Source organism: Deltaproteobacteria bacterium (genome assembly GCA_016219225.1).
Taxonomy (GTDB): domain Bacteria; phylum Desulfobacterota; class RBG-13-43-22; order RBG-13-43-22; family RBG-13-43-22; genus RBG-13-43-22.
Genome location: JACRBX010000217.1, coordinates 23,386 through 36,902, shown reverse-complemented (window position 1 = coordinate 36,902; position 13,517 = coordinate 23,386). Strand labels below are relative to the sequence as shown.

The 13,517-nt window shown below is 50.2% G+C and carries 11 protein-coding genes; 8 read left to right on the top strand and 3 right to left on the bottom strand.

What is annotated here, in order from left to right:
- The first annotated feature begins 625 nt into the window (after positions 1–625).
- From HY879_18325 to HY879_18315, 3 genes are all read left to right on the top strand, one after another.
- Positions 626–1,084 (top strand): FecR domain-containing protein, encoded by a 459-nt coding sequence (locus HY879_18325; GenBank protein MBI5605295.1) that lies wholly within the window; start codon positions 626–628, stop codon positions 1,082–1,084.
- 191 nt (positions 1,085–1,275) lie between these two features.
- The gene (locus tag HY879_18320; protein MBI5605294.1) at positions 1,276–1,695 is read left to right on the top strand and encodes an OmpA family protein; all 420 of its coding nucleotides are present in this window, start codon (positions 1,276–1,278) and stop codon (positions 1,693–1,695) included.
- Positions 1,696–1,709: 14 nt separating this feature from the next.
- Positions 1,710–3,740 (top strand): CHASE2 domain-containing protein, encoded by a 2,031-nt coding sequence (locus tag HY879_18315; protein ID MBI5605293.1) that lies wholly within the window; start codon positions 1,710–1,712, stop codon positions 3,738–3,740.
- 157 nt (positions 3,741–3,897) lie between these two features.
- Here the strand turns inward: HY879_18315 and HY879_18310 are convergent, their stop codons facing one another.
- Positions 3,898–4,944, bottom strand: coding sequence for a hypothetical protein (locus tag HY879_18310; protein MBI5605292.1), 1,047 nt, complete (start codon positions 4,942–4,944; stop codon positions 3,898–3,900).
- Between the two features lie 307 nt (positions 4,945–5,251).
- Between HY879_18310 and HY879_18305 the strand changes: the two genes are divergently transcribed.
- Entirely contained in the window at positions 5,252–6,052 is an 801-nt protein-coding gene (locus HY879_18305) for a methyltransferase domain-containing protein (GenBank protein ID MBI5605291.1), read from the top strand.
- A gap of 43 nt (positions 6,053–6,095) precedes the next feature.
- Here the strand turns inward: HY879_18305 and HY879_18300 are convergent, their stop codons facing one another.
- Positions 6,096–8,240 (bottom strand): molybdopterin-dependent oxidoreductase, encoded by a 2,145-nt coding sequence (locus tag HY879_18300; GenBank protein MBI5605290.1) that lies wholly within the window; start codon positions 8,238–8,240, stop codon positions 6,096–6,098.
- Positions 8,241–8,429: 189 nt separating this feature from the next.
- Here HY879_18300 and HY879_18295 point away from each other — a divergent pair, with 189 nt between their 5' ends.
- Positions 8,430–9,974 (top strand): AMP-binding protein, encoded by a 1,545-nt coding sequence (locus HY879_18295; GenBank protein ID MBI5605289.1) that lies wholly within the window; start codon positions 8,430–8,432, stop codon positions 9,972–9,974.
- A 97-nt stretch (positions 9,975–10,071) separates the two neighbouring features.
- Here HY879_18295 and trmFO read toward each other — a convergent pair whose 3' ends face one another.
- Positions 10,072–11,400 carry a methylenetetrahydrofolate--tRNA-(uracil(54)-C(5))-methyltransferase (FADH(2)-oxidizing) TrmFO gene (trmFO, locus tag HY879_18290; GenBank protein ID MBI5605288.1) on the bottom strand — a complete coding sequence of 443 codons (1,329 nt, stop codon included), beginning with the start codon at positions 11,398–11,400 and terminating at the stop codon, positions 10,072–10,074.
- A 165-nt stretch (positions 11,401–11,565) separates the two neighbouring features.
- Here trmFO and HY879_18285 point away from each other — a divergent pair, with 165 nt between their 5' ends.
- Genes HY879_18285 through HY879_18275 form a run of 3 tightly spaced genes read left to right on the top strand, consistent with a single transcriptional unit; the run spans position 11,566 to position 13,506 of the window.
- Complete coding sequence (locus tag HY879_18285) at positions 11,566–11,889, top strand: DUF4258 domain-containing protein (GenBank protein MBI5605287.1); 324 nt, start codon at positions 11,566–11,568, stop codon at positions 11,887–11,889.
- Positions 11,789–12,136 carry a type II toxin-antitoxin system MqsA family antitoxin gene (locus HY879_18280; protein ID MBI5605286.1) on the top strand — a complete coding sequence of 116 codons (348 nt, stop codon included), beginning with the start codon at positions 11,789–11,791 and terminating at the stop codon, positions 12,134–12,136. The genes HY879_18285 and HY879_18280 overlap by 101 nt, the downstream gene beginning before the upstream one ends.
- 20 nt (positions 12,137–12,156) lie before the next feature.
- Entirely contained in the window at positions 12,157–13,506 is a 1,350-nt protein-coding gene (locus tag HY879_18275) for a malonyl-CoA decarboxylase family protein (GenBank protein ID MBI5605285.1), read from the top strand.
- Positions 13,507–13,517 lie beyond the last annotated feature (11 nt).

Genomic DNA, 13,517 nt, shown 5'->3' with positions numbered 1-13,517 from the left:
TCGCGCCGGGTCCCAATGGGTGATATTGGCTATGGTGTGTGTTTTAACTTTACCCTTTTCCCGGAAGGATTCCCGGATAAGGATAGTAGGAGGAGAGGTGCGGTTAGGGACGGTTGCAACGAACATGGCTACATAATAATAATAAAATAATATATGTCAAGAAAAAAATGATATTTACATGCCTACAAAATTCATGCCAAAATTAATCCATTTTATTGATTTTTAATAACTTTTCAGCAAAAAGTAGAAGGAAAACCCGCCGGATAGCGAGGCCCTAACCTTTGACCCGTCCTATCAGCGTAACAAAAAGAACATCACCTGAATCATCGACCAAAACCCACCGTCAACAATTTGATCGGTTTTATTTTAGTCTCAGCGAAACTCCTATCGGAAGCCGAGCCTTCATTAGTGTCAATCCGGAAACACTGACTCCCGGATGGTGCCTGCTTCTCTGAGTTTATTACACAAAGAAAGCAGCCATCTTGATTTTCTTTTTGACGAACCACCCGGAAGGCGTTATTATAAAACCGAAACAGGGATAAACCCGATGAGATTGCCTCCAGGATTATAACCAACCAATAGGATAGAGAGATTTTACCTTAATCAGAACATGGCTGTAGGGTTAATGATTAAAACGATTTTATTCCTGATTATTTCTTTGTTTTTTTTCTCTTCTTTTTCCCGGGCCGCTGACCTGCCGGCAGGGAGCATCAAAACGGTAAAGGGAAACGTTGTCATCATTCGCCAGAATCAAATCCTCCCGGCCGCAATTGGTGAAAAAATATTTAAAAATGACGGCCTTAGGACAGGACCGGGTGGGACCTTAGGGATAATATTTAAAGACGACAGCCTCTTATCCCTTGGACCGAATACGGAAGTCACCATAAGTGAATTTCTCTTTTCTCCCGCCGAAGGAAAACTGTCTATGGTTGCCCGGATAATCAAGGGGACGGTGGCCTATCTTTCCGGAATTATCGCCAGGTTATCTCCCGATTCGGTTCGTCTTGAAACCCCGGTGGGCAATGTGGGGATTCGAGGGACCAAATTTGCCATAAAGATTGAGGGAGAGGGCCCCAGCTCTTAAAATTTATGAATCGCTTTATTCCAAAGACTTTAATCCTGTTTTGGCTGTTTTCTTCGGTCTCCTGTACCTGTTACCAGAACTTCTTCGTCCTTTTGCCCGATCCCGATGGCCAGGTGGGCCAAATCGCCGTCTCCAACAAAGGAGGAACCCAGATTTTAACAGAAGCTCGACAGGCCGTTAGAGTGCGATCGATGGATGATCCTCCAGAGCCGCCATTTCTTATGGATGAAAGACAACTGAAAGCCTTATTCGGGGAAGCCCTTTCCGCCCTACCGGACCCGCCCCTGAAATTCTTATTATATTTCAAAACGGGGACATCCGATTTAACGGAAGAGTCGGAAAAAGAAATTCCGGGAATTCTCGAAGCCATCACGGCTCGTCATTCAACGGACATCACCATTACCGGCCACACCGACCGCGTCGGGTTACGGGAATTAAACTTCGAGATTGCCTTTGATCGGGCCAAGTTCATCAAGCGTCTTCTGATTTACAGGGGTGCCCGGCCGGAGATTATTGAAATAGCCTCTCATGGGGAGGATAACCCCTTAATTAAAACAGACAAAGAAGTTTCCGAACCCCGAAACAGGCGGGTCGAAGTCACGGTCCGTTAAGAGGCTCCCCGGATTTGAGTCGAGAGGCCGTCCAGAAAACTTTATTAGCCAAACCGGAAAATAAAAATCGCTGGATTCTCCTTTCCGGATGCATTTTCACTTTGGTTTTTTCGCTGGTCTATGTTTATCAACCCTTATTTTTTCGCTTTCTCGATTCTAAATTATATGACACCCTGCTCAATTCCTCTCCCCGGGGCACCCCATCCAACCTTCCGGTAATTGTTGATCTGGATGAAAAAAGCCTGAGCCGATTCGGGCAATGGCCCTGGCCCAGGTATCGCATAGCCCTGCTGTTGGAAAAGATCAAGGCCTCGGGGGCCTTAAGTATCGGGCTTGATATGATGTTCCCGGAGCCGGATCGGACCTCCCTGGACGCATTGCAGAAGGACTTAATCCGGGATTTAAAAATCCAGGTGGACCTGGGCCGCATCTCTAAACGGCTGCCGGATAATGACCGATTTATGGCCGAAACGCTCTCCCGGGGACCTTTTGTTTTAGGGTTCAAGTTCCTTTTCCCCCCTGAAAAATCGTTCCATAAGGAAACCCTGCTTCATCCCTGGTCGGCTGTTATCATGACGGAAAAGGGAGGAACCGTGGACAAATCATTTCTCTTCCAGGCAACCGGAGCCATTGGCAACCTGGAGGTGCTGGCAAAGGCAGCCCCTTTATCTGGTTTTTTTAATGTCAGCCCCGATCCTGACGGGGTTATCCGTCGGGTCCCTCTTTTAATAGAATATCAACAGAAATTCTACCCCTGTCTGGCCCTGGCCACACTGGGGCAGGCCTTTGGTCTGAAACAAATTGTCCTTAAAACCGGTCCTGACGGCCTGGAGTCTATCCGCCTGGGAGATACGACCATTCCGGTTGATGGCCGGGGAAATCTGTTGATCCGTTATCGGGGGAAAGGGAAAACCTTCCCTTATATCCCGGCCGGGGATATCCTTACGGGTGCCGTTTCACGGGAACGCCTTCAGGGGAAGATCGTATTACTGGGAACATCGGCAGCCGGGTTGGGAGAACTTCGACCCGCACCACTGGACCCGGTCTTTCCCGGTCCGGAGGTTCATGCTACCATTGTAGACAACCTCATCAGGAAGGATTTTTTTTCCAGGCCCTATTGGATCAGCGGAGTAGAGCTGGTCCTGATTCTGGTGGCTGGACTTTCCACCACCCTGCTCTTAACCTGGACCGGAGCGGCCTGGAGTTTATTGCCACTGGGCCTCCTGGCCCTGGGCCTGTGGCAGACCTCCTTATGGCTACTGCACAGCAAGGGACTGTTTTTCTCCTGTCTTTTTCCGTTAATGGTATTGGGCGGCAACTTTTCTTTTTTGACCTTGCTCAAATATCGGAGGGAAGAGCAAAAGGTGCGGGACCGAACCAGGGAATTGCTCCTGACTCAGGATTTTACCATCCTCTGTCTTGCTTCCTTGACGGAAACCCGGGACAGCGAAACCGGGGGGCACATTTTACGTTGCCAGCAATATATCAAAATCCTGGCCCGGCAATTAGCCAGAAACCCGGTCTATAGCGGGATTTTGCAACCGGATTCTATCGATATTTTATACAAGTCGTCCCCCCTGCATGATATCGGAAAAGTGGGGGTACGGGATAACATTCTCCTGAAGCCCGGCCGGTTAACCGAAGAAGAATTCAAGGAGATGAAACGACATACCCTTTACGGACGTCAGGCCATCCAACTGGCCGAAGATAAATTCGGACAGGGCGTTAACAGTACCTTTCTCCAATATGGAAAAGAGATGGCCTATACCCATCACGAGCGATGGGACGGCAGCGGATACCCGGAAGGTCTTCAGGGAGAGGAAATCCCTTTGTTCGGCCGGATCATGGCCCTGGTCGATGTTTACGATGCCTTGATCTGCAAACGGATTTACAAGCCGGCCTTCTCACATGAAGAAGCCGTCACCTTTATTGTCGAACAAAAAAGAATTTTTTTTGATCCGGGAGTGGTTGAGGCCTTTTTAGCGGTCCACGAAGAATTCAAAAAAATTGCCCAAACCTTTGCCGACCATGAAGAGGGATCTTGATTTTCTTTTAAATGCCCCCTGAGAGTCGTTATTTTTAACCCCATATTTTTATAGTATCGGGGTCTCCTTTTTTAAAGCGAAAAAGAGTTGCCTGTGCGCCAGAAGAAGGGCCGGAAATAAGGAAACCTCACCCCTGAAAAAACAGCCAGGACCTTCCTCAGTCCTCGAATCCGTATCTGACCCTCATGACCCGGGAGATCTCCCGGGTCAGTTCGAAGGCCCGGTCCGATTGGTCGGGAGTTAATAGAACGGTCTCGCAGGAGGGGATTATCCAGGAAGAAGCGGCCAGTAAGGCCTCGTTAATGCCGGCCTTGACAAAGAGGTCCATTCCCTTTTGAAGCCGGTCCAACAGGCTTTCCAGGGTTTCCTTTTCCAGCACCTCCCCGGAAACAGGGATGATCCCCCAGCCGATCATACCGCCGCGCTCTAAAAAGCGCTTAAAGTCTCCGGCATAGAGGGCTGCTTTATCCGCGTGCTGATAGGCATCGAAATTAATGACATCGGTCGTCGTTTGGGTGAGCAGAGACCAATCCACATTGGCGCAACAGTGGATCCAGGTCAGGCAGTCTAGGGCTTCAAAACTTCCATTGATGGCAGCTATGATCTCGTCCCGGGTTCCGGTCCCCCCCGCGGAAGTAAAGTTCACCAATGTCGTTTCTGGAAGATCGGCGACGATCTCGACACCGGGCACTTCATCCCTGATCTTTCTTTCCAGCCACCGGGCCTTGATATTGCTGGCCTTTATCAGCATATCCCGCAGGGTCTCGTTATGGATGGCGGGGGTCCCATCGACCATTTTAATAGTATCCCCCAGGATCAGCGGCCCGGCCGTGTGAAAGACGACCCATTTAAGCCCCTGGGGTCTTTCCCGGCTCAGGGCATTTATCATGGCATAGAGGAAGGGGGCCGTCTCCGGTTGGATAGCGAAATAATCCAGGTCGTTGGCTTCATAGCGGTTGTAGAATTCGAGGAGTTCTCCTTCCCTGGAGGGTGAGAGATCGAGCAGGATCCGCCTTTTTTCACGATCGAAAACCAGACAAGGCATTCCTTCAAGCATCCACCGAATACTCCGGGTCATGACCGGAAGACAGGGGGCCTCCGGGAAGTTTTTGAGAATAGCCTCCACGCCCCTTTGCGTCTCCCGGTAGGGAACGAAGGACATGGCCGTGGCCGTAAATTCCGGCTTTTCAAACGTTCTTTTCATAGGATCTACCCTGGTCGACCGGTGCAGATTTTTTTTGATGATGGGAAAAAGCTCTACGGGAATGACTCTAAGATAAAAAAAAGGACGGGTCAAGAAGAAAAATAGGACCGGGAATTCCTGCTGGTTTCCATATGTTTATAAATATTTTGCAATTAAATTTTATGGTCCTATAATGTTAAAGTTCTCGATATTCTGGTGACGCACCATCACAAAAATCATTGCAAGTAGTGTACCGTTAATAGACTTTGTAAACAGAGCACTCAGGTTGTAGCCCCCCGCTCATGCCTCAGAAAACTTGGAGAAAGATATGAATCCAAAAACCTATTCGTGGAATTCCGACGATTACCGTAAACATTCCTCCGTTCAATATGAATGGGCACAAGAATTGATTAAAAAGCTTGGCCTTACCGGAGAAGAATCGGTTATCGATATCGGATGCGGGGATGGGAAAGTTTCTGCCCTGTTAAGTTCCCGGTTGAGAAATGGAAAGGTCACCGGCATAGACAGCTCTCCGGATATGATAACCCTTGCCCGGAAAAATTATCCTCCATCAAAATATCCCAATCTGTCATTTGTCCTTTTGGAGGCGACCAAACTCAATTTTAGCAAGCAATTCGATATTACCTTCTCCAATGCCGCTCTCCATTGGGTAAAAGACCAAATGGCGGTATTAAAAGGAGTCAAAGAAGGTTTAAAAAAATCCGGCAGAATAGTATTCCAGATGGGCGGCCAAGGAAATGCCCGGGATATTATTGCCTCAATTGAAACACTCATACAAAACGGAAAATGGCAGCCCTATTTTGATGGTTTTTCATTTCCTTACACTTTTTGTTCCCCCGATGAATATAAACAGTGGCTGAAAACCGTGGGGCTGAGCCCAAAACGGTTAGAGCTGATTCCCAAAGATATGACTCACAAAGGGAGGGATGGCTTAGCCGGTTGGATTAGAACGACCTGGCTGCCTTATACGGAAAGAATTCCGGAAAACCAGCGAAATATTTTTATCGATGATTTAATAAATGCCTACAATGAACGATTTCCAATGGGTGCTGACGGTTTATTTCACATAAAAATGGTTCGATTAGAGGTCGAGGCCGTTAATCCCTGATCCACGAATAAACAACCCGTCGAACGCATCAGCCCCCCTGAACTTAAACTTTTTTTACCTCGCAAAGAAGAGACTTGTATCCCGGAAATCCGGAGATGGGGTCACGGTAAGCCGGATCAATGAGCCGGTTGACATCCGCCGAAGGACAGCCATGATACATACCAGTGACACCGGGCGGTACCACTTCGGTTATATTGGCCTTGACGCGGAGGGAGGCCCTCGGGGTAACCAGTGTGACCCATTCATCGGGTAAAATGCCACGAACCCGCGCATCCTGAGGGTTGATGTCGACGGTGGGATGGGGATGCAGTTTCCGGGTTGAAGGGATCCGGTACATTCTGGAGTGCATCAGCATAGGCAGGCGGGAACCGGTGGTGAGAATAAGAGGGTATTCTTTGGCCATTTCCGGATCGGAAACCGGGCTTTGTTCCGGTTCTTTATAAACCGGCAGGGGATCCATCCCCGCCTCTTTCAACAGGGTGGATGTGAATTCCATCTTTCCGGAAGGCGTAGGGAACCCGGCCACCCTGTATTTTTCATAGGGCGTCTCGGTGCGGTCCGGCAGGAAGAATCCACCGGGATGTTGTTTGATATCGGCCATTTTAATATGGGACGGTTCGAATATCCAGTCCAGACAGGCCTCGTATCCTTGAGACATCAAGGTATCCTGAGGGTTGAGTCTTTGCGACAAGGCCAGGATAATCTCTGCATCGGATCGGGATTCCCCCACAGGCGGGATAACCGGCTGGTTCCATAGGGCGTATCTGGCCGGGGTAATGACCAGTTGATTGCGCTCAAAAGAACTGCAGGCCGGAAGAACCACATCGGCCAGTTTCGCGCTGTCCGTCATGAAGAGGTCGACGTCCACAAAAAAGTCCAGTTTTTCGAGGCTTTCTTTAATGAAATCAGACCCCGGCCACATACGATAATTCAAACCAAATCCCAGTACGGCCTTGATGGGATAGGGTTTTCCGCTTTGGATTTGAAAGGGCAGGACCGTGGACTGCGCTTCGGTGGTCAGCTTACACCATAGGGGATGGCGGTCCTGTCCGATACGGGGGGCCATATCTTCCCATAGACGGGATTGCTCAAATTCTCTTTCCCGGGTGGTCAGTCCCGTGGGCGTATGATAATAGGATGCGGGAACGACATGGTTTCCGCCTCTTCGATCGAAGTTTCCGGTCAGGCCGATCAGGGCAGTTATGGCCCGATGATTTTGCACCCCATTGGTATGATGGACCGTGGTGCTGGCACTATTGACCATGGCTGCCGGTTTTGACGTAGCATAGAGCCTCGCAGCGGCAATAATCTTATCGGCCGGTACTCCTGTGATGCCTTCGGTGACTTCAGGGGAAAAACCCTCCACGTAAGCCCGGTAGGCTTCAAACCCCAGGGTCCAGTTTTCCACGAATTCCCGGTCAAAGAGTCCCTCTTCTATCATGACGTTGGCCATTCCCAGGGCCAAGGCTCCCGACGTACCGGGGCGGAGCCTGAGATGGATGTCCGCCTTCCTGCTCAGAGGAGTATCCAGAGGCCCTACATCAATAAGCTTGACACCGTTTTCCAGGGCCTTGAGAAAACGAGGCACCAGGTGGGTTGCCGAGTTAAACGGATTCATGCTCCAGTTCAGAACGCATTTTGCCCCTTTGAAATCGAAACCGGCACCGCCATATCCGTAATTCAACTGATTAGCCACAGTTGTGGCCAGGAAACAGGTGCTGGATTCGGTACAATAGTTGGGAGACCCGAAAGAATGGGCCATTCTCTTAAGGAACGGCCGCAGCCATTTGGGATAGCCGGAAAAAAAGACCACCGATTCCGGCCCCGTTTCTTCCTTTATCCGGGTAAGGCCCGAGACAATCCGGTCCAAGGCTTCATCCCAGGAGACCGACACGTATTCCCCGGAACCTTTCGGCCCTTTTCGAACCAGTGGGGTTTGAATCCGTTCGGGATGATAGACATATTGCAGGTTGGACATCCCCTTGCCGCATAACTTTCCGGCGTTCGTCGGATATTCCTTGGTGCCTTCGATCTTGATAAGACGGCCGTCCCGAACATAGGCATTGACCCCACAGTGGGCGAAACAAACAGCACAAATGGACTTTTTAATTTCAAGACCGGTTTCCGCTTCCGGCATTTTTTCCCGGACACCCATTTCCCGGCACTGATCAGGCTGTTTTTCCATCATGCAAACCTCCTTGATTCGTATGGGCTGATAATACAGAGTTGTTTATTTATTTGCAAGGCCCTGAATGCGACATCTTACCTCCTTTTTTACTTGACTCTGTTCTTTTGAACATTCTACACTACCCCATACTCAGGCAGATAATCTCAACCGGTGTAAAAGTTGCTGCAAAGACCAGGAAGGAAACCAAAAATGGACTTCGGATACTTTTTGAGAAGGCTGGATCAAGGCTGTCATATCACCCCGAACAAGGAAGCCGTCATATTCAAAGACGAGAGGGTCACCTATGGACAATTGAGAGACCGGGCTTATCAATTGGCCAATGGATTGCGGTCCCTGGGGGTCCGTAAAGGCAACCGGGTGGCCGTACTCCTCCGGAACTGCACCGAGTGGTTCGACATATTTTTCGCCCTGGCCGGCCTGGGGGCGGTCCTGGTACCGGTGAATTTTTTGCTCAAGTCCAAAGAAGTGGAGTTCATCCTCAACGATTCCGGGGCTTCCGTGCTCCTGGTGGGAGAAGATCTATTGAACCTGGTGGATACTGGCAAAGGCGGCACCCCCGGACTCAGGGATATCATCTGCATCGGCGGGCCGGCACCCTCCCCTTCTATCCTTTCCTATTCGGTCCTGGTTAATCAGGCTAAGGCCTCTCCGGTTTTCGAAGAGGTTCTTTCGGAAGACCTCTTCCTGTTGCAATACACTTCCGGCACCACCGGTTTTCCCAAGGGGGCCATGCACACCCAGGGGACGGTGGCCTGGAACTCCTTCCACCAGGTGGGCGATTTTGAGGTCACGCCCCGGGAAAATTATCTCTGTGTGCCCGGACTGTGCTGGGTCGCCGGGTTCCATGATTTCACTCTGGCCACCCTTTGGATGGGCGGTACGGTGATCGTCATGCCCAGCGGCGGGCTGGAGATCGGCAGTCTGTTGGACCTGATCGAACGGGAGAGGGTCACCCGGGTGCTTCTCGTCCCCACCATCGTCAAGCAATTGATCGATTACCCCGGACTGTCAAAATATGGTCTGAAAAGTCTGGAGAGCGTCCTGACCGGGGCCGAACCGGTCCCGGTGACGGTGATCGAGGCCTTTCACCGGTTGATTCCCCAAACCGCCCTGCTCCAGGGTTACGGCCTGTCCGAAGGCCCTTCTATCGCCACCTACATGAAAAAGGAGGATGCCGTCCGAAAGATCGGCTCAGCCGGAAAGCCGGTGACCAATTGCGAAGTGCTGATCGTTGATGAAGCTATGAACCGCCTTCCCCCGGGCGAGAAGGGAGAGATCGTCATCCGGAGCCCGGCCACCATGAAAGGCTATTGGAACAAGCCTGAAGCCACCTGCGAGGTCTTTGCCGGAGGCTGGATGCACACCGGGGATCTGGCCGAATATGATGAGGAGGGCTATATCTATATCCGGGGCCGCAAAAAGGACATGTTCATCAGCGGCGGTCTGAACGTCTATCCGGCCGAAATCGAAAACATCATCCTGAAAGATCCGTCTGTGGCCGAGGTGGCCGTCATCGGGGTCTCGGACCAGCGCTGGGGAGAAGTCGGTTGGGCGGTCATTGTCTGCAAGGAGGGGCAGTTCGTGGATACGGGCGATGTCAAGTCCTTGTGCACTGCAGAACTGGCGGCCTACAAAGTGCCCAAGGATTACATTATCCGCTGTGAACCACTCCCCAGGACGGCCTCGGGCAAAGTGAAAAAATTTGCCTTAAAGGAGGAGGTGGAAAAAAAATAACCCCATTCCCTATTAAACCTTCATGCCACCATTAGGGCTTGGCGCCACGAAGCATGAAAATGGTTTGCTCCGAACTCCGAACTCTAAACTCCGAACCCTATTTACCCAATTCCCACTCAGCCATCCAGGCCTTTAGATCGGCCAAGGCCCTTTCGGAATAGGTCTTTCCCCGAAGGCGACGGGGGATCTTTCCTTCCAGGGGAGGAAAGAGTCCGAAATTGACATTCATGGGCTGAAAATCTTTTTTGGGTTTTTGGCTGATGTGGGCTACCAGTGCACCTATGGCTGTGGTCGGTGGCGGGATCACCAACGGTTTATCCTGAAGAAACCGGCAGGCATTGATCCCGGCCAGGATACCCATGGCCGCCGATTCCACATAGCCTTCCACCCCGGTGATCTGACCGGCTAATATAATATGAGGGGCCTTTTTAAGTTGCAGGGTTGGTAACAAAACTTCCGGTCCATTAACAAAGGTATTGCGATGGATACTGCCCAAACGGGCGAATTCCGCCTTTTCCAGTCCGGGGATCAGACGAAAGACGCGCTCCTGTTCCGGCCATTTAAGCTTGGTCTGGAATCCGACCATGTTATATAAAGTCCCTTCCTGGTTATCCTGACGAAGCTGAACCACGGCAAAAGGGATCTCTCCGGTCTTTGGATCAGGCAATCCCACCGGTTTCATGGGGCCGAACCGTAAGGTGTCTCTGCCTCTCTGGGCCATTATTTCAACAGGAAGACAGCCTTCAAAATAACGCACTTCTTCGAAAGAATGAAGAGGCACTTGTTCCGCCTGAAGCATTTGTTCCAGAAAAACCGTGTATTCCCCTTCATCCATAGGGCAATTGATGTAATCCGCTCCCCCATGGCCGTACCGCGAACCGAGGTAAGCCTTGTTGAAATCAATGGAATCCAGATGGATAATAGGGGCAATGGCATCGTAGAAGTGCAGATGATTTGAACCGACCAACCGTCCGAGGTCCCGGGCCAATTCGTCCGTAGTTAAAGGCCCGGTCGCCAGGATCAGCGGACTTTTTTCAGGAAGGGTGAAAACGTCCTGGTGGATAACCTCTATCAAGGGATGGGCGGCAATTCTTGAGGTAATCTCTCTGGCGAACCCCTCCCGGTCCACGGCCAGGGCCTTTCCGGCCGGGACCTGATGTATCCGGGCCGCCTCCATAACGATGGAGCCCAATCGATGCATTTCTTCCTTGAGCAGCCCTACCGCACTATCCAGGTCCTGGGAGCGGAAGGAGTTGCTGCAGACCAACTCGGCCAATAAAGGAGAGCCATGAGCCGGAGAAAACCGCAAGGGCTTCATCTCCAGGAGCCGGATCGGAACCCCCTGTCTCAAGGCCTGCCAGGCGGCCTCGCATCCGGCCAGTCCCCCGCCGATGACGATTATTTTTTTAGAGTTGTTATCGGGCATTTACCTGTGATCCTCTGAAAGTTCAATGATTGAATAATATACCTCATTAAAAAAACAAGCAATCACCAACAGACAATTAAATGAATCTACTTGACTTTTCTTCCTCTAAGCCTAATATATGATTACTATATACGGTGTTTTGGTTCCGATTGTTAAGGAAAATTTATGATAAAAGATGAGGTGGCAAGGGCCATTCAGAATGGATCAATCGAGTGGCAGAAACATGCCCTTGAGAGAATGTTAGAACGAGAGATTTCCAGAGACATGGTCAAACGGGTGTTGCTCTCGGGAGAGATTATTGAAGACTATTCAGAACAAAAGCCTTACCCGGGTGCTCTATTTTTAGGTTGGGTTAATGAGAAGCCCTTGCACGTCGTTATTGCCCTTGATGAATACAATAACATTTGCTTCATCATTACTGCCTATACGCCTGATCTGGAACATTTCGAGACCAATTTTAAAACAAGGAGGAATCGTGGTAATCAATAAAGAACCTTTTCAATGTCCCTTGTGCGGGGGAACCAGGAAAAAAGGAAGGACTATTTTTTCCGTGGAATTGGGGTTTGGAGTTGTTGTGGTAAGGGATGTCCCGGCTGAAGTGTGTTCCCAATGTGGAGCGGATTGGATCGAAGACAAGGTGGCAGAGCAATTGGAAACTATTGTTAATGAAGCGCGTCAAAAACATCATTTAGTGGAAGTAACCACCTTGAGTCCTGAACTTAGTCAGGCGGTTTAGTCAAGACAGAACGGGATTTTATGATGGAAATAAGTAAAGCCTCCGCAAAAAAAATAGATGAGCTTCTTGATTTACTAAAAGACATCCAAGGCCAAAAAGAAATTGTAACCGATCTTTTGATAAAATTCCGGGATCGATATCAGGAAATCCTCCCCGAAGAGCGGCCTTGGTTTTTTGAGGCAGTCATCCGCCAATTTGAAGTCGGCAAGAAAGATATTGAAAGGGAGTTGCGCCTTCTTTTAGCCGATGAAGGGAAAGATCCGGTTCTGTGGGGCCAGAGCCTGAGCACCCTGCGCCGGAAAATCGGTTCTCCCAGAATCCAGATCTTCAGAAACTTCCTGAACATTTCCGGAGGATTGAATTTTCTCCTGGATCTGCGGGCCGATGTCCTTTCCGCCCAGCGTCAAAACTCTTTCAATCTGGAGCCCCTGGATCAGGATATTGCTCAATTGTTCAATCTCTGGTTTCAGGGCGGCTTCCTGTTCTTAAATGAAATCATCCTGGATTCCCCCTATCGCCAAATCCGTTATCTGAAAGAGCATGACCTGGTCCATCCCATGGCCAGTCTGGAGGAAATGGGCAGTCGTCTTGGTAGAGACCGACGCTGCTTCGGACTCTACCATCGCCTGATGCCCGACGAACCCATTACCTTCATCGAGGTGGCCCTGACCCGGGGCATAGCCACCTCCATCCATGAGATCATCGAAAAGCAGGAAGCCCCCGGAATGCGCAAAAAGACCCCGGATACGGCCATATTCTATTCCATCAACAATACCCAAAACGGCCTGGCCGGCTTAGGTTTGGGAAAAGTCCTGATTTTCCAGGTTGTGGAAACCCTGGAGAAAAGCCATCCCGGTATAAAAACCTTTTCCACTCTGAGCCCTATCCCCGGATTCTGGGAAAGGTATTTAAAACCGATTCTTAAGGGGGAAAAAGTTTCCTTCCAGATGAACCAGGATCGTTTAGCGGAATTTTTTCCGGAAAAAATCCGGCAAACCCTCCTGGAAAGCCATCAGGCAAAATCAGGCAAAAAGGCCGATCTATGCCCTGCCCTTTTGGAAATCCTTTCTGATGTCGGGTGGATTGATGATCCGGATTACCTTCAAAACCTAAGAAAACCCTTGACGGAGACAGCCTATTTTTATCTGTCCCAGGAAAAAGACCGGCGCGGAAAGCCCCTTAATCCGGTAGCCAATTTCCATTTGGGAAATGGGGCTACGATTAGCTTAAAAAATGTAAACTTCGCCGCCAATCGTTTTCCCCGGGGACTGACTGAATCCTGCGGTCTCATGGTCAATTATATTTACTCCCAAACCTGGCTGCAGCAGATCGGCCGGACCATGAAGGCCTTTTTGCCCTGGCGAATCTAAAAAAAACTTCT